General features: G+C 66.3%; 16 protein-coding genes and 1 tRNA gene. 11 read left to right on the forward strand and 6 right to left on the reverse strand.

Translation table 11 applies throughout. The annotated features are described in order from the left end of the window. Window positions 1-96 precede the first annotated feature (96 nt). Window positions 97-1,020, forward strand: coding sequence for a drug/metabolite exporter YedA (yedA, locus tag AC3WQM_RS01505; protein WP_492676656.1), 924 nt, complete (start codon window positions 97-99; stop codon window positions 1,018-1,020). 12 nt (window positions 1,021-1,032) lie between these two features. Here yedA and AC3WQM_RS01510 read toward each other — a convergent pair whose 3' ends face one another. The 4 genes from AC3WQM_RS01510 to AC3WQM_RS01525 form a co-directional block, all read right to left on the reverse strand. Next, on the reverse strand, window positions 1,033-1,668 hold the full coding sequence (locus AC3WQM_RS01510) for a LysE family translocator (RefSeq protein ID WP_492676657.1): 636 nt from the start codon (window positions 1,666-1,668) through the stop codon (window positions 1,033-1,035). Further along, on the reverse strand, window positions 1,665-2,297 hold the full coding sequence (locus tag AC3WQM_RS01515) for an RnfABCDGE type electron transport complex subunit B (RefSeq protein WP_492676659.1): 633 nt from the start codon (window positions 2,295-2,297) through the stop codon (window positions 1,665-1,667). The genes AC3WQM_RS01510 and AC3WQM_RS01515 overlap by 4 nt, the downstream gene beginning before the upstream one ends. Before the next feature lie 19 nt (window positions 2,298-2,316). After that, window positions 2,317-3,777, reverse strand: coding sequence for a polyhydroxyalkanoate depolymerase (locus tag AC3WQM_RS01520; protein ID WP_492676660.1), 1,461 nt, complete (start codon window positions 3,775-3,777; stop codon window positions 2,317-2,319). A 155-nt stretch (window positions 3,778-3,932) separates the two neighbouring features. Next, window positions 3,933-5,129, reverse strand: a complete 1,197-nt coding sequence (locus tag AC3WQM_RS01525; RefSeq protein WP_369646673.1) for an amino acid aminotransferase — start codon at window positions 5,127-5,129, stop codon at window positions 3,933-3,935. Window positions 5,130-5,234: 105 nt separating this feature from the next. On the opposite strand from AC3WQM_RS01525, the gene uvrB reads away from it, so the two are divergent. The 10 genes from uvrB (at window position 5,235) to AC3WQM_RS01575 (ending at window position 13,893) form a co-directional block, all read left to right on the forward strand. Beyond that, on the forward strand, window positions 5,235-7,352 hold the full coding sequence (uvrB, locus tag AC3WQM_RS01530) for an excinuclease ABC subunit UvrB (protein WP_492676662.1): 2,118 nt from the start codon (window positions 5,235-5,237) through the stop codon (window positions 7,350-7,352). Window positions 7,353-7,590: 238 nt separating this feature from the next. Next, on the forward strand, window positions 7,591-8,127 hold the full coding sequence (gene iscR, locus AC3WQM_RS01535; RefSeq protein ID WP_056580055.1) for a Fe-S cluster assembly transcriptional regulator IscR: 537 nt from the start codon (window positions 7,591-7,593) through the stop codon (window positions 8,125-8,127). A gap of 87 nt (window positions 8,128-8,214) precedes the next feature. After that, window positions 8,215-9,435, forward strand: a complete 1,221-nt coding sequence (locus AC3WQM_RS01540) for an IscS subfamily cysteine desulfurase (RefSeq protein WP_489058440.1) — start codon at window positions 8,215-8,217, stop codon at window positions 9,433-9,435. 50 nt (window positions 9,436-9,485) lie between these two features. Beyond that, on the forward strand, window positions 9,486-9,908 hold the full coding sequence (gene iscU / locus AC3WQM_RS01545) for a Fe-S cluster assembly scaffold IscU (RefSeq protein WP_062473231.1): 423 nt from the start codon (window positions 9,486-9,488) through the stop codon (window positions 9,906-9,908). 1 nt (window position 9,909) lies between these two features. Continuing rightward, entirely contained in the window at window positions 9,910-10,233 is a 324-nt protein-coding gene (gene iscA, locus AC3WQM_RS01550; protein WP_007828190.1) for an iron-sulfur cluster assembly protein IscA, read from the forward strand. Window positions 10,234-10,296: 63 nt separating this feature from the next. Next, window positions 10,297-10,815 carry a Fe-S protein assembly co-chaperone HscB gene (gene hscB / locus AC3WQM_RS01555; protein ID WP_492676663.1) on the forward strand — a complete coding sequence of 173 codons (519 nt, stop codon included), beginning with the start codon at window positions 10,297-10,299 and terminating at the stop codon, window positions 10,813-10,815. A gap of 6 nt (window positions 10,816-10,821) precedes the next feature. Then, window positions 10,822-12,684 (forward strand): Fe-S protein assembly chaperone HscA, encoded by a 1,863-nt coding sequence (hscA, locus tag AC3WQM_RS01560; RefSeq protein ID WP_492676664.1) that lies wholly within the window; start codon window positions 10,822-10,824, stop codon window positions 12,682-12,684. 13 nt (window positions 12,685-12,697) lie between these two features. Then, on the forward strand, window positions 12,698-13,036 hold the full coding sequence (gene fdx / locus AC3WQM_RS01565; RefSeq protein WP_099790179.1) for an ISC system 2Fe-2S type ferredoxin: 339 nt from the start codon (window positions 12,698-12,700) through the stop codon (window positions 13,034-13,036). After that, window positions 13,036-13,743, forward strand: a complete 708-nt coding sequence (gene dnaQ, locus AC3WQM_RS01570; protein WP_492676665.1) for a DNA polymerase III subunit epsilon — start codon at window positions 13,036-13,038, stop codon at window positions 13,741-13,743. The genes fdx and dnaQ overlap by 1 nt, the downstream gene beginning before the upstream one ends. A 75-nt stretch (window positions 13,744-13,818) precedes the next feature. Beyond that, window positions 13,819-13,893, forward strand: a tRNA-Val gene (locus AC3WQM_RS01575). Between the two features lie 139 nt (window positions 13,894-14,032). Here AC3WQM_RS01575 and gmd read toward each other — a convergent pair. Both gmd and AC3WQM_RS01585 read right to left on the reverse strand, forming a co-directional pair. Next, window positions 14,033-15,070, reverse strand: coding sequence for a GDP-mannose 4,6-dehydratase (gene gmd / locus AC3WQM_RS01580; RefSeq protein ID WP_492676666.1), 1,038 nt, complete (start codon window positions 15,068-15,070; stop codon window positions 14,033-14,035). A 30-nt stretch (window positions 15,071-15,100) separates the two neighbouring features. Beyond that, on the reverse strand, window positions 15,101-16,588 hold the full coding sequence (locus tag AC3WQM_RS01585; RefSeq protein ID WP_492676667.1) for a mannose-1-phosphate guanylyltransferase/mannose-6-phosphate isomerase: 1,488 nt from the start codon (window positions 16,586-16,588) through the stop codon (window positions 15,101-15,103). Between the last annotated feature and the right edge of the window lie 6 nt (window positions 16,589-16,594).

The raw sequence follows: 16,594 nt of genomic DNA on the forward strand, positions 1-16,594 counted from the left end.
GTGCGGTGCGAGCAGAACCATGAAATTCGCATGGCTGCCGGCGGGCGGCTTTCATACCATGACGGACACCTGATACCAATAAGAGACACCCTCGCCATGTCGACACTCGCACCCACTGCGCAGGCCGCGCCTGCCGCTTCCTCCTCGCGCCCCCGGCTGACGCCGCTGCTGTGGCTGTGCCTGGCCGCCACCTGGGTGGTCTGGGGCTCGACCTACCTGGCCATCAAGTACGCGCTCATCAGCTTTCCGCCGTTCCTGCAGATGGGCTCGCGTTTCCTGGTCGCGAGCGTGCTGCTGGCGGCGTGGATGCGCTGGCGCGGCACGCCCTGGCCGACGCGTCTGCAGTGGCGCAATGCGCTGGTCGTCGGTGCGCTGATGCTCGGCGGCGGCATGGGCGGCACGGCGCTGGCCGAGGTGTCGATCGGCTCGGGGCTGGTGGTGGCGTTCATTGCCGTCATTCCGTTGCTGATTGCTCTGTTGAACCTGATCTGGGGCGTGAAGCCGGCGCGGCTCGAGGCGGCGGGCATCGCGCTGGGGCTGGTCGGCGTGCTGATGCTCACGCAGGGCAGCGGTTTCAAGGCCTCGCCCGAGGGGCTGGTGGCGATCTGCGTGGCCTGCATCTGCTGGTCGCTCGGCAGCGTGCTGAGCCAGCGCAGTCTGCCGCTGGCTCCCGGTGCGATGGGCTTCGCGAGCGAGATGCTGTGCGGCGGCGTGGTGCTGATGGTGCTGGCCGCGGTGTCGGGCGAAACGATGCGCTGGCCGCCGCAGCCGGTGGCGCTGGGGGCGTGGGTCTACCTCGTGGTGTTCGGCTCGCTGATCGCCTTCAACGCCTACATGGTGCTGCTCGCGCAGGCACCAGCCGGGCTGGCGGCGAGCTACACCTTCGTCAACCCGGTGATCGCGATGCTGCTGGGCGTGTGGATCGCCCAAGAGACGGTCACGCGCTTCGAGTGGTACGCCGTGGGCGTCGTGTTGGCGGGTGTGCTGCTGTTGCTGTTCAAGCGCCCGCAGAAGGGCTGAGTTCGACGAGGCTCAGGCCGGTCGGCGCCAGAAGGCGAGGGTGGCGGCCAGCAGCCACATGCCGACGGCGCAGCTGCGGTTGAGCACCTTGAGGCCGCGGCGCGAGAGCCAGCGCACGGCCTGCGTGCCGGCGCCGGCATAGGCCAGCATCACGCAGGTGTCGAGCACCACGAAGATCGCGCCCAGCACCAGGTACTGCATGCCCTGGGGCTTGGCGGTGTCGATGAACTGCGGCAGGAAGGCCGCGAAGAACAGCACCGTCTTCGGATTCGAGAGCGCCACCATCAGGCTGCGCACGAGCGCGATGCGCCCGTGCGGACGAACCTCGACGGCCGACTTGGCCAGCGCCGTGCCCAGGTCGGTCGCTTCGCTGCGCCACAGCTTGATGCCGAGCCACACCAGGTAGGCCACGCCCGCGACACGGATCGCGTTGAAGAGCCATTCCGAGGCTGCGAGCAGCGAGCCCAGCCCGAGCGCCACGACCGCGATCAGCGAGACGCTGCCCAGCGACGCGCCCGCGATGCCCCAGCTGGCGCGGCGCATGCCGCCGTCGATGCCGTTGGACAGCGCCAGCAGCATGGTCGGGCCGGGGATCACCGCCAGGGCGAGCGACGCGACGGCATAGATCAGCAGGGTGTCGAGGGTCATGGTTTGGTGGCGGCTTGGCGCTGTTCGGCGGCGGCGCGGGCACGCGCCAGGGCGGCTTCGACGATGGAGCGCTTGCGCGTGTCGGCGGCCTGCGGTTCGGCGGCGGCAGGCGCGGGTTCGGCCTCACGCTTCGCTGTCTCGCGATGTTGGGCGTGCAGCTTGTAGCGCTGCAATGCGGCCTCGGCCTGTGCCTGCGACCACGCCTGCCAGCCGCTGCGGCCGGGTGTTTCAACCTCGAGCGAGATGCAGTCGACAGGGCAGACCGGAATGCACAGCTCGCAGCCCGTGCAGTGCGCCTCGATCACCGTGTGCATGCGCTTGTTGATGCCGATGATCGCGTCGGTCGGGCAGGCGTCGAGGCAGAGCGTGCAGCCGATGCACCAGGCCTCGTCGATGACCGCCATGGCGCGCGGGCCTTCGGTGCCGAACTGCGGATCGAGCGGCAGCGCGGGGCGGCCGGTGAGCAGCGCAATGCGCTCGATGCCTTCGGCACCGCCGGGCGGGCACTGGTTGATGTCGGCCTCGCCCTCGGCGATGGCCTGCGCATAACCCGCGCAATCGGGATAGCCGCACCGTGTGCACTGCGTTTGAGGCAGTGCGTCGTTGATGCGTGCGGCCAGCCCGTTCACGGTGGGTGATGCGCGCGGCTCAGCGCGCGGCGCTGGCGCGGGGCTTCTTTGCCGCTGCGGCCGGCTTCTTGGCAGCCGGCGCGGCCTTCACGGCGACGGCCTTCTTGGCGGCGACCGGCGTCTTGCGGGCCGCGGCGGTGGCCACGGCCTTCAGCTTCTGGCCCGGCTTGATGCGGTCTTCGGCCGGCAACTCTTCGCGCGCACCGGCGCGGCGCTGGGGCTCGTCGCTGGCGGCGATGAAGTTGCGCACCTTCGGGTAGACCAGGTCGCGCCAGCGGCGGCCGCTGAAGATGCCGTAGTGGCCTGCACCCTTGACCTCGTAGTGCTCGCGCTTGCCGTCGGCGATGCCGGTGCACAGGCTGTGCGCGGCCTGGGTCTGGCCCGAGCCGGAGATGTCGTCGAGCTCGCCTTCGACGGTGAGCAGGGCGGTGGCGTGGATGTCCTGCGGACGCACGCGCTCCACCTGGCCGGCGGGGTTCTTCACGTCCCAGGTGCCGTTGACCAGGTCGAAGTCCTGGAACACGGTGCGGATGGTCTCGAGGTAGTAGTCCGCGTCCATGTCGAGCACGGCGTTGTACTCGTCGTAGAACTTGCGGTGGGCTTCGGCGCTGGCGTCGTCACCCTTGATCAGGTCCTTGAAGTAGTCGTAGTGGCTGCTGGCGTGGCGATCGGGGTTCATGGCCACGAAGCCCGTGTGCTGCAGGAAGCCCGGGTAGACCTTGCGGCCCGCGCCAGGGAAGCCTTGCGGCACGCGGTAGATCACGTTGTTCTCGAACCACTCGAAGCTCTTGTTGGTCGCGAGGTTGTTCACGGCCGTGGGCGATTTGCGCGCGTCGATCGGGCCGCCCATCATGGTCATCGTGAGGGGCAGCGGCTCGCCGCGGCTGGCCATGAGCGACACGGCCGCCAGCACCGGCACGGTGGGCTGGCACACGCTCACCACGTGGCAGTTGCCGTACTCGGCCTGCAGGCGGCGGATGAACTCCTGCACGTAGTTGATGTAGTCGTCCAGGTGGAACTCACCGTCGGACAGCGGCACCAGGCGCGCGTTCTTCCAGTCGGTGATGTAGACCTTGTGGTCCTGCAGCATGGTGCGCACGGTGTCGCGCAGCAGCGTGGCGTAGTGGCCCGACAGCGGCGCCACGATCAGCACCACGGGCTGGCTCTTGAGCGTCTTGAGGATGTGCGGTTCGTCGGTGAAGCGCTTGAAGCGGCGCAGTTCGCAGAAGGGCTTGTCGAGCTCGACGGCCTCCTGGATCACGACGTCTTCGCCGTCGACCTTGACGGACTTGATGTTGAACTCGGGCTTCTCGTAGTCCTTGCCCAGCCGGTACAGCAGGTCATAGCCGGCGGCCATGCGCTGTGCCATCGGCAGTTGGCTCCAGACGGCGCCGGGGCCGTAGAGCTTGGAGGCGGCCTGGGCGAAGTCCGAGAAGGGCTCCATCAGGGAACGCTGGGCTTCGTAGAGTTGATAGAGCATCGCGGGTCTTTGAGTGGATGTTGCAGTGCAATATATCAGTGCATTTGCCGCGGCGCAGGGGGCCGAACCCTAGCCCGAAGCGGGCTGGATTCGCCTTCTGTGGCCGAATGTGAACGAATCGTCAAAAAGTCGATTCAGTCACACCCGGTTGTCACCTAGATGACCTTCGCAATCGACGCGCAGACGTAGTCGATGTTCTTGCTGTTGAGCGCGGCGACGCACATGCGGCCGGTGTCGGTGCCGTACACGCCGAACTCGTTGCGCAGGCGAACCATCTGGTCCTTGGTCAGGCCCGAGTAGCTGAACATGCCGATCTGGGTGGTGATGAAGCTCATGTCTTCCTTCACGCCGGCGGCCTTCAGGCCGTCGACCAGCTTCTGGCGCATGGCCTTGATGCGCACGCGCATCTCGCCCAGTTCCTTTTCCCACAGGGCGCGCAGCTCGGGGGTGCCGAGCACCGCGGCCACCACGGCGCCGCCATGGATCGGCGGGTTGCTGTAGTTGGTGCGGATGGCGATCTTGAGTTGCGACAGCACGCGGCCGGCTTCTTCCTTGTTCTCGCACAGCACCGACAGGGCGCCGACGCGCTCGCCGTACAGGCTGAAGCTCTTGGAGAACGAGGTCGACACGAAGAAGGTCAGGCCGGCATCGACGAACTTGGCGACAGCCGCGCCGTCTTCCTTCAGACCGTAGCCGAAGCCCTGGTAGGCCATGTCGAGGAAGGGCACGAGGCCCTTGGCCTTGACGGCGGCGACGACCTGGTCCCACTGCGCGGGGGTGATGTCGTAGCCGGTCGGGTTGTGGCAGCAGGCGTGCAGCACGACGATGGTGCCGGCCGGTGCCGCGTTCAGGGCGGCCAGCATGCCGTCGAAGTTGATGCCGCGCTGGGCGGCGTCGTAGTAGGGGTAGCTTTCGACCGTGAAGCCGGCGTTGGTGAACAGCGCGCGGTGGTTTTCCCAGCTCGGGTCGCTGATCAGCACGGTGGCGTTGGGGTTGAGCTTCTTGAGGAAGTCGGCGCCGACCTTCAGGCCGCCGGTGCCGCCGATGGCCTGGATGGTGGCCACGCGGCCGGAGGTGACGGGCTCGCTCTCGGGGCCGAAGACCAGGCCCTTGACGGCGTTGTCGTAGGCCACGATGCCGTCGATCGGCAGGTAGCCGCGGGCCGAGGGGGCCTTCATCATGTTCTGCTCTGCGGCCTGCACGCACTGGAGCAGGGGCAGCTTGCCGTTGTCGTCGTAATACACGCCGACGCCGAGATTGACCTTGAGGGGGTTGGTGTCGGCTGCAAATTGCTCGTTGAGGCCGAGGATCGGGTCGCGCGGCGCCATTTCGACCGCGGTGAACATAGACATGGAAAGGTCCTTTGGGATGAAAGCTTCGCTGGCAACCGGAGGAGGCTTTATCCTTTCCGGTTGCCTTGAATTTTACCGGCGCCACGCCACCTGTCGGGAACAGCCATGCCAGAGAACACCGAAGCCATAGCAGACCTGAAGAAAGTCGACCCGATCGGGCCGGCGAAACAGGGCCAATTCATCCGCTACCCCGACTCGCCGTTCGAGCTGTTCCAGCCTTATCCGCCGGCAGGCGACCAGCCCACGGCCATCGACGGCCTGGTGGCCGGGGTGCTCGACGGCGAGGTGTACCAGACGTTGTTGGGCGTGACGGGCTCGGGCAAGACTTTCACCATGGCCAACGTGATCGCCCGGCTGGGCCGTCCGGCCATCGTGTTCGCACCCAACAAGACGCTGGCGGCCCAGCTCTACAGCGAATTCCGCGAGTTCTTTCCGAAGAACGCCGTCGAGTACTTCGTGAGCTACTACGACTACTACCAGCCCGAGGCCTACGTGCCGCAGCGCGACCTGTTCATCGAGAAGGATTCCTCGATCAACGAACACATCGAGCAGATGCGCCTGTCGGCCACCAAGAGCGTGCTGGAGCGGCGCGACACGGTCATCGTGGCCACGGTGAGCGCCATCTACGGCATCGGCACGCCCGAGGACTACATGGAGATGCGGCTGATTGCCCGCGTCGGCGACAAGGTCGGCCAGCGCGACCTGATCTCGCGGCTCATCCGCATGCAGTACACGCGCAACGAGCAGGACTTTGCGCGCGGCACGTTCCGCGTGCGCGGCGACACCATCGACGTGTTCCCGGCCGAGCACAGCGAGCTGGCCATCCGCTTCGAGCTGTTCGACGACGAGATCGAGTCGTTGCAGCTGTTCGACCCGCTCACCGGACGCATCCGCCAGAAGGTGCCGCGCTTCACGGTGTACCCGTCGAGCCACTACGTGACGCCGCGCGACAAGGTGCTGGCGGCGGTGGAAACCATCAAGATCGAACTGGCCGGCCGGCTCAAGGAGCTGACCGGCTCGGGCAAGCTGGTCGAGGCGCAGCGGCTGGAACAGCGCACGCGCTTCGACCTGGAAATGCTGGCCGAGATCGGCCACTGCAAGGGCATCGAGAACTACACGCGGCACCTCTCGGGCGCGGAGCCTGGCGACCCGCCGGCGACGCTCACCGACTACATGCCGAAGGACTCGTTGATGTTCCTCGACGAGAGCCATCAGATGATGGGCCAGCTCAGCGCCATGTACAACGGCGACCGGGCGCGCAAGGTCACGCTGGTCGAGTACGGCTTTCGCTTGCCGAGCGCGCTGGACAACCGACCGCTCAAGCTCGAGGAGTTCGAAAAGCGGGTGCGCCAGTGCATCTTCGTGTCGGCCACGCCGGCGCAGTACGAGAAGGACCACGCCGGCAACGTCGTCGAGCAGTTGGTGCGGCCGACCGGGCTGATCGACCCCGAGGTGGAGGTGCGTCCCGCCACGCACCAGGTGGACGACGTGCTGGGCGAGATCCGCATCCGAGTCGAGAAGAACGAGCGCGTGCTGATCACCACGCTGACCAAGCGCATGGCCGAGCAGCTCACCGACTACCTGAGCGACAACGGCGTGAAGGTGCGCTACCTGCACAGCGACGTCGACACGGTCGAGCGGGTGGAAATCCTGCGCGACCTGCGCCTGGGCTCCTTCGACGTGCTGGTGGGCATCAACCTGTTGCGCGAGGGGCTGGACATTCCCGAGGTGTCGCTGGTGGCGATCCTCGATGCCGACAAGGAAGGCTTCCTGCGTGCCGAGCGCTCGCTGATCCAGACCATCGGCCGTGCGGCGCGCAACCTGAACGGCAAGGCCATTCTTTATGCCGACCGGATGACCGAGTCGATGAAGAAGGCCATCGGCGAAACCGAGCGCCGCCGCACCCGGCAGATTGCCCACAACGAGGCGAACGGCATCACGCCGCGCAGCATCGTGAAGCAGGTGCGCGACCTGATCGACGGCGTCTACAGCGAGAAGACCGGCAAGGAAATGGCCAAGCTCGACCTGGAACGCGCCAAGGTCGAGGACATGAGCGAGAAAGACATCGCCCGGGAAATCAAGCGGCTCGAGAAGCAGATGCTGGAGCACGCCCGCAACCTCGAATTCGAGAAGGCGGCCCGGGTGCGCGACCAGCTGGCGCTGCTGCGCGAGCAGGCGTTCGGGGCGTCGGGCGGCGACAACATCCCCGGTTTGACGTCCTGATTTCGGCTAGGCCATAAGTTCGCTTTCTTCAAGCGAGCCGCGCTGGGGTTTACCCGAGCAGATCTCAGGGGCATCTGCTATACTTGACCGAAATACTCAACAACAAAGAACTTCGCGATGAAGGACCGACTCCTACCGGCTGGTTCACCAGCGTCGGGGTCGGGCAGGGCGGAGACGAAGTCACCGCGGCCCAAGGCTGTGGTGTCATTTCAACGGTAAGCACTTGAAGGAGCTTGCGATGCGTCTCACTACCAAAGGCCGTTTTGCGGTCACAGCAATGATCGATCTGGCGTTGCGTCAGAACACCGGTCCGGTCACGCTGGCTGCGATCAGCCAGCGGCAGCAGATTTCGTTGTCGTACCTCGAACAGCTGTTCGGCAAACTGCGCCGCCACGAGCTGGTCGAATCGACCCGCGGCCCCGGCGGCGGCTACAGCCTCGGACGCAAGGCGGCGGACATCACGGTCGCCGACATCATCGTGTCCGTCGACGAGCCGATCGATGCCACGCAGTGCGGCGGCAAGGAAAACTGCCTCGGTGAGCAGGGTCGCTGCATGACGCACGAGCTCTGGGCCTCGCTGAACCAGCGCATGGTCGAGTTCCTCGACTCCGTCACGCTGCAGAAGCTGGTCGACGACCAGATCGCCAAGGGCGTGCAGATCGAGAACAAGCCGGTCGTCAAGCGCGCCATCTCGGCCCAGCCGGTGGTCAAGCCCATTCGCGTGAATGCGCCGAATTCGGTCTTCGCTCTCGGCAACGTTTTCGCGAAGTCCTGACCTGATTGAGTCCGGCGATGCCTGCGGGCATCGCTCCGAGTTTGCCCCGACCTCATAAAACAACCCCCACGCCAGCCCGAGCCAGCCATGGACGTCACTCCTCATTTCCCGATCTATCTCGATTACGGCGCCACCACGCCGGTTGACCCGCGTGTGGTCGACGCCATGATCCCCTGGTTGCGCGAACATTTCGGCAACCCGGCATCGCGCAGCCACGCCTGGGGCTGGGAAGCCGAAGAGGCGGTCGAAAAGGCGCGCGGCCAGGTGGCCGACCTGATCAACGCCGACCCGCGTGAGATCGTCTGGACGTCGGGCGCCACCGAGTCGATCAACCTGGCCCTCAAGGGCGCGGCCCAGTTCTACAAGGGCAAGGGCAAGCATCTGATCACCCTGAAGACCGAGCACAAGGCCGTGCTCGACACCATGCGCGAACTCGAGCGCCAGGGCTTCGAAGTGACCTACCTCGACGTCGAGGAAAACGGCCTCGTCGACCTCGAGAAATTCAAGGCGGCCATCCGCCCCGACACCATCCTGGCCAGCGTGCTGTTCGTGAACAACGAAATCGGCGTGATCCAGGACGTGGTTGCGCTGGGCAACGTCTGCCGCGAAAAGGGCGTGATCTTCCACGTCGACTCGGCCCAGGCCACCGGCAAGGTCGACATCGACATCACCAAGCTGCCCATCGACCTGATGAGCCTGGCTTCGCACAAGACCTACGGCCCTAAAGGCATCGGCGCCCTGTACGTGCGCCGCAAGCCGCGCATCCGCATCGAAGCGCAGATGCACGGCGGCGGCCATGAGCGCGGCATGCGCTCGGGCACGCTGCCCACGCACCAGATCGTCGGCATGGGCGAGGCCTACCGCATTGCCAAGCTCGAGATGAAGGACGACATCGCCCATGCGGCGCGTCTGCAGAAGCGCCTGCTCGACGGCCTGAAGGATGTCGAACAGGTCTTCATCAACGGCGACCTCGAGCGCCGCGTGCCGCACAACCTGAACATGAGCTTCAACTACGTCGAAGGCGAGTCGCTGATCATGGGCATCAAGGGCCTGGCGGTGTCGTCGGGTTCGGCCTGCACCTCGGCCAGCCTGGAACCCAGCTATGTGCTGCGCGCCCTGGGCCGCAGCGACGAGCTGGCCCACAGCAGCCTGCGCATGACCATCGGCCGTTTCACGACCGAAGAAGAAATCGACTACGCCATCTCGACCATCAAGCACAACGTCGCCAAGCTGCGCGAGCTGAGCCCCCTGTGGGAGATGTTCCAGGACGGCGTCGACATCAGCACGATCCAGTGGTCGGCCCACTGACCCAGGCCAGCCCAAGGCTCCACGATTGAACAAAGTTTGAGAGGTACACCATGGCATATTCTTCCAAGGTCATCGACCACTACGAAAATCCCCGCAACGTCGGCTCCTTCGAAAAGGGCGACGACTCGGTAGGCACCGGCATGGTCGGCGCACCGGCTTGCGGCGACGTGATGAAGCTGCAGATCAAGGTCAACCCCGAAACCGGCGTGATCGAAGATGCGCGCTTCAAGACCTACGGCTGCGGTTCGGCCATCGCTTCCTCGTCGCTCGTGACCGAATGGGTCAAGGGCAAGACGCTCGACGAAGCGGCGGCCCTCAAGAACGCGCAGATCGCCGAAGAACTGGCGCTGCCGCCGGTCAAGATCCACTGCTCGATCCTCGCGGAAGACGCCATCAAGGCGGCCGTGAGCGACTACAAGGCCAAGCACGGCGCCAAGACCCCCGAGTCGACCGCCGAAGCTGCTGTTCACTGAGATGGCCGTCACGCTGACCGAAGCCGCTGCGCGCCACGTCACCCGCTACCTCGGCAAACGAGGCAAGGGCGTGGGCGTGCGGCTGGGCGTGAAGACCACCGGCTGCTCGGGCCTGGCCTACAAGCTCGAGTACGTCGACGAGTTCACGCCGGAAGACGTGGTGTTCGAAGACCACGGCGTGAAGGTGCTGGTCGACCCGAAAAGCCTGGCCTACATCGACGGCACGCAGCTCGACTTCGTGCGCGAAGGCCTGAACGAGGGTTTCAAGTTCATCAACCCGAACGAACGTGACCGCTGCGGCTGCGGCGAAAGTTTTCGCATCTGATGCGTCGTCGCTGACTGCGACCACAGCCGCCACCATGTCATGTGCTGGCGGCTTTTTATTGCCATGAACCTCAACGACACCGACTTCCAACTGTTCGCCGTCCCGGCGACCTTCGCGCAGGACCGCGCCGTGCTCGACGCGCGCTGGAAGGAACTGCAGCGCGAGGCGCACCCGGACCGCTTCGCCGCGCAGGGCGCCGCGGCGCAGCGCGTGGCCATGCAGTGGTCGGTGCGCATCAACGAGGCCTATCAGCGGCTCAAGGACCCGATCCGTCGCGCGAGCTACATCTGCGAACTCAACGGCGCACCGCTGAATGCGGAGAACAACACGGCGATGCCGGGCGCCTTTCTCATGCAGCAGATGGAATGGCGCGAGGCCCTCGACGACGCCCGCGACATCGCCGCCGTCGAGCTGCTGCAGGAGGACGTCGAAACCACGCGCGCCCGCGCACTCTCGTCGCTCGACTGGCTGATCGACGAGAAGGGCGACTACCCCGGCGCCGTGCAGCAGGTGAGAGCCCTCATGTTCATTGAGCGCTTCGGCCAGGACGTCGAAACAAAACTCGATCAGTTGGGACAATAGGCCCTTATGGCTCTTCTTCAGATTTCCGAACCCGGCCAGGCGCCCGATCCGCACCAGCGCCGCATCGCCGTGGGCATCGACCTGGGCACCACGCATTCGCTGGTGGCCTCGGTGCGCAATGGCGTGGCCGAGTGCCTGCCCGACGACCAGGGCCGCGTGCTGCTGCCCTCGGCCGTGCGCTACCTCGACGGCGACCGTCGCCAGATCGGCTTCGAGGCCGTGGCTGCACGCGCACAGGACCCCGCCAACACCATCACCTCGGTCAAGCGGCTCATGGGCCGCGGCCTGGCCGACATCGCGAACCGCGACGCCATGTCGTACCGCATCGGCGGTGACGACGGCGGCATGGTCAAGGTGCAGACCTCCGCCGGCGAGAAGTCGCCCGTCGAGATCAGCGCCGAGATCCTGGCCACGCTGCGCTACCGCGCCGAAGACACCTTCGACGACGAGCTCTACGGCGCCGTCATCACCGTGCCCGCGTACTTCGACGAGGGCCAGCGCCAGGCGACCAAGGACGCCGCGCAGCTCGCGGGCCTGAACGTGCTGCGCCTCATCAGCGAGCCGACCGCCGCTGCCATCGCCTACGGCCTGGACAACGCGAGCGAAGGTGTCTATGCGGTCTATGACCTCGGCGGCGGCACTTTCGACATCTCGATCCTGCGGCTCACGCAGGGCGTGTTCGAAGTGATCGCCACGGGCGGCGATTCGGCCCTCGGCGGCGACGACTATGACCACGCCATCGCCGACTTCGTGCTCGCGCAGACCGGCCGTCAGGCCGCCAGCGACAACGACCGTGCCGCACTGCTCGTGGCCGCACGCGCCGCGAAAGAAGCGCTGACCGACGCCGACTCGACCACCTTCCGTGCCGCATTGGCGGGCGGGGATGTCGAGTTCACGCTGTCCCGTGCGCAGTTCTTCGCGGCCACCCAGGCGCTGACCGATCGCACCCTCGCCGCCGTGCGCAAGGCGCTGCGCGACGCGAAGCTCAAGCCCGAAGACCTGCAGGGCATCGTGCTTGTCGGCGGCTCCACGCGCATGCCGCAGATCCGCAGCGCAGTGGCCGCCTATTTCGGCCGCGAGCCGCTGATCAACCTGAACCCCGACGAGGTCGTGGCGCTCGGCGCCGCGATCCAGGCCAACCAGCTGGCCGGCAACAACGGCGCGGGCGAGCTGCTGCTGCTCGACGTGATCCCGCTGTCGCTCGGCATCGAGACGATGGGCGGTCTGGTCGAGCGCATCGTGCCGCGCAACCAGACCATCCCGACCGCGATGGCGCAGGACTTCACGACCTACCAGGACGGCCAGACCGCGCTGGCGCTGCATGTGGTGCAGGGCGAGCGCGACCTCGTGTCCGACTGCCGCAGCCTCGCACGCTTCACGCTGCGCGGCATCCCGCCGATGGCGGCCGGCGCGGCGCGCATCCGCGTGACCTTCACCGTCGATGCCGACGGGCTGCTGAGCGTGAGCGCCAAGGAGCAGGGCAGCGGCGTCGAGGCCAGCGTGGCGGTCAAGCCCTCGTACGGCCTGTCGGACGACCAGATCGCGACCATGCTGCAGGAGAGCTTCTCCACCGCCCAGCAGGACATGCAGGCCCGTGCGTTGGTCGAATCGCGCGTCGATGCCGACCGCATGCTGCTGGCCACGCAGAGCGCGCTCGATGCCGACGGCGACCTGCTGAGCGCCGAAGAGCGCGCCGCCATCGACGCCTCGATGGCGCGGCTGCGCGACGTTGCCAAGAGCAGCAGCGAAGCCGCCGTGATCGAAGCCGCCACGAAGGCGCTGGCCAACGACACCGAAGCCTTCGCCGCCCAGCGCATGAACGCGGGCATTGCACGCGCGCTCGCAGGCCGCAAGGTCGAATCCCTGTAGACAGAACCATTTCATGCCCACGATCAAGATCTACCCGCATCCCGAGTACTGCCCGCAAGGCGCCGAGATCACCGCGCCGGCCGGCACCTCGATCTGCGAGGCCCTGCTCGACAACGACATCAACATCGAGCACGCCTGCGAGATGAGCTGCGCCTGCACCACCTGCCACGTGATCGTGCGCGCGGGCCTCGATTCGTTGAACGAAGCCGAGGAAGGCGAGGAAGACCTGCTTGACCGCGCCTGGGGCCTGGAGCCGCAGTCGCGCCTGAGCTGCCAGACCATCCTGGCGCAAGAGAATGTGACGATCGAGATTCCCAAGTACACGATCAACCACGCCAAGGAAAACCACTGATGTCGCGCCAGATCGTTCTCGATACCGAAACCACCGGCCTGTCTGCGGAGAACGGCGACCGCGTCATCGAGCTGGGCTGCGTGGAGCTGTTCGCGCGCAAGCTCACCGGCAACGACCTGCACATCTACTTCAACCCGGAGCGCGAAAGCCACGAGGACGCGCTCAAGGTTCACGGCCTGACCACCGACTTCCTGCGCGACAAGCCGAAGTTCGCCACGCTGGGCAAGGACATCATCGAGTACCTGCGCGATGCCGAGCTGATCATTCACAACGCGGCCTTCGACGTCGGTTTCCTGAACAAGGAATTCGAGCGCGCCGGCCTGCCGCCGCTCAAGACCTTCGTGAGCGAGGTGACCGACACGCTGGCCATGGCCAAGCTGGTCTACCCGGGCAAGCGCAATTCGCTCGACGCGCTGTGCGACCGCTTCGGTGTCGACCGCTCGAACCGCACCTTCCACGGCGCCAAGCTCGACGCGCAGCTGCTCGCCGACGTCTACATCAACCTCACGCGCGGGCAGGACGCATTGCTGATCGACGTGGCCTCGAACGAGCCCGCGCAGGGCACGACGGTCGTGGCCATCGACCTGAGCCAGTTCGAGCTGCCGGTGATCACGGCGGCCGAGCATGAGCTCAGCGCGCACGAGGCCGTGTTGTCGCAACTCGACAAATCCAGCGGCGGAAAAACTTTATTTCGCCAAAACGGCTGAAAAGCTATGGCATAATCTGAGGCTTCGCACAACGCGATACGTGTTCAAGACACTGAACTCAAAAGCAGTGTCTCAGGGCGGTTAGCTCAGGGGTAGAGCACAGCATTCACACTGCTGGGGTCGGAGGTTCGAAACCTCCACCGCCCACCATTCAGACCTACGACAAACGGCACCATCAGGTGCTGTTTCCGTTTCAGGCGGCACCTTCGGGTGCCGTTTTCGTTGGTCCCGCGCAAATCCTGGTGCCATTCAGGAGGGGTCTGCTGCGCGGCCAGCGCACCCCGGGCGCTCAGAAGGAATGGCCTTCGCGGTTGCGCCGCAAATCGGCCTCCACCATCATCGCGCACAGTTCTTCCAGCGTCGTGCGGGGCTCCCAGCCCAGCGTCTTCCTGGCATGCGACGCGTCGCCGATGAGCAGGTCCACTTCGGCCGGGCGATAGAACTTCGGGTCGATCTTCACGAGGACCTTGCCGGTCTCGCGGTCGATGGCGACTTCCTCCTGTCCCATTCCTTCGAACCGGAGCTCATAGCCCGCGGCCCTGAACGCCATGTCGACGAACTCCCGCACGGTTTCCGCGCGGTGGGTGGCGAGCACGTAGTTGTCCGGCTTGTCGGCCTGCAGCATGCGCCACATGCCGTCGACGTACTCCTTCGCGTAGCCCCAGTCGCGCTTGGCGTCCAGGTTGCCCAGCGTGAGCACATCGAGCTTGCCGACCCTGATCTTGGCCGCCGCGTCGGTGACCTTGCGCGTCACGAATTCGCGGCCGCGCAACGGGCTCTCGTGATTGAACAGGATGCCGCAGCAACCGAAGATCCCATAGCTCTCCCGGTAGTTCATCGTCATCCAGTGGGCGAAGAGCTTGGAGACGCCGTACGGGCTGCGCGGGTAGAAGGGCGTGTCTTCCTTCTGCGGAATGGCCTGGACCTTGCCGAACATCTCCGACGTCGATGCCTGGTAGTACTTGATCTGGCGGTTCGTCAGGCGGATCGCTTCAAGCAGGTGGAGGGCGCCCAGGCCGTTGGTGTGCGTGGTGGCTTCGGGCTGGTTGAAGCTCGCGCCCACGAAGCTCTGCGCCGCCAGGTTGTAGACCTCGTCGGGCTCCGCGTCCCGGATCAGCGTGAGCGAACTGCCCAGGTCCGTCAGGTCGTACTCCACGAGCTGGAGCTCCGGGTGGTCCTGGATGCCGAGCGACTCGATGCGCCAGAAGTTCACCGAACTGGTTCGGCGGAAGGCGCCGTAGACGGTGTAGCCCTTGCCCAGCAGCAGCTCGGCCAGGTACGCCCCGTCCTGTCCGGTAATGCCAGTGACGACAGCGCGTTTTTTCATGGCTTCGGTGGGGTGAGATGAAGGGACGGGTCAGGCCGGCGCATCGATGCCGCGTTCGATCGCCAGCGCCACGGCCGATGCCATCGCGAGCGCCTCGCGCTTCTCGGCCGCAGGGCAGCGGCCGTAGGTGTCGTCGAAGCGCACGATGTCGTCCTCGCCGAGGTAGCTGCCGGTCTGCACCTCGATCACTTCCAGCATCGTCTTGCCGGGGTTCTCCAGCCGGTGGATGGTGCCCGAGGGCAGGTAGATCGACTCGTTCTCCCGCACCAGCAGCACCTCGCCGCCGCGCGTGGCCTTGGCCGTGCCCTTGACGACGATCCAGTGCTCGGCGCGGTGGTGGTGCATCTGCAGCGACAGCTTGCCGCCGGGCTTGACGGTCAGGTGCTTCACCTGGAAGCGCTCGCCCGTGTCGATGCTGTCGTAGGCGCCCCAGGGCCGCACCACGCGGCGATGTTCGGTGGCTTCGACCGTGCCCTCGCGCGCCAGCATGCGCACCACCTCGGCCACTTGTTCGGCGCAGTCCGCGCCGGCGACCAGCACCGCGTCCGGCGTGTCCACGATGATCAGGTCCTCGGTGCCGAGCGCCACCACCGGCCGGTGCGGTGCATGCACGAAGGTGTTGCGCGAGTTCAGCACGCTGCCCGCGCCGCTCACGCGGTTGCCCGCCTCGTCGGCCGGGTGCAGCTGGGCCACCGCGTTCCAGCTGCCCACATCGCTCCACGCGCCCTCGAAGCGCACCACCGCGACGTCGGCGTGCTTTTCGAGGACCGCGTAGTCGATGCTGTCGCTGCGGCAGCCTTCGAAGGCCTCGCGGTCCAGGCGTACGAAGCTGCCGTCGACCGACACCGCGGCGGTCGCGCGTTCGCAGGTGGCGAGGATGTCGGGCGCATGCGTGCGCAAGGCCGCGACCAGCGTGCGCGCCTGGACCAGGAAGATCCCCGCGTTCCAGCAGTAGTTGCCCTGCAGGATCAGCGCTGCGGCCACCGCCGCCGTCGGCTTCTCGACGAAGCGCGCCACCGCGTGGCTGGGGCCATGGCCCGTGGCCCCGGCCGCCTCGATGTAGCCGTAGGCCGTGCTCGGAAAGCTGGGCGCGATGCCGAAGGTGACGATCTTGCCCGCCAGGGCTGCTTCGACGCCGCTGCGCATCGTGGCCTCGAACAGCGCCACGTCGGGAATGTGGTGGTCCGCGGGCGCAAACAGCAGCAGGTCGTCGGGGTCGGCCAGCAGGGCCGCCGCGGCCATGGCAGCGGCCGTGTTGCGGGGCACGGGTTCGAGGATCTGGCGGCCTTGCGTGTGCGCGTTCTCGATCGCTTCGCGCACCAGGAACCGATGCTCTTCCGACGCGACGCAGGTGATCGTCCGGTTCAGCGTGGCGAGCCGCTCCAGCGTGAGGTGCAGCAGGCTCTTGTTGCCGATCAGCGGCGCGAACTGCTTGGGAAACGCCTTGCGCGACAGCGGCCACAGCCGCGTGCCGCTGCCGCCGCACAGGACCACGGGATGGATGGTGGGGGTGTTCATGGTGAC

This window comes from Variovorax sp. FW301-JW7 (assembly GCF_058788795.1).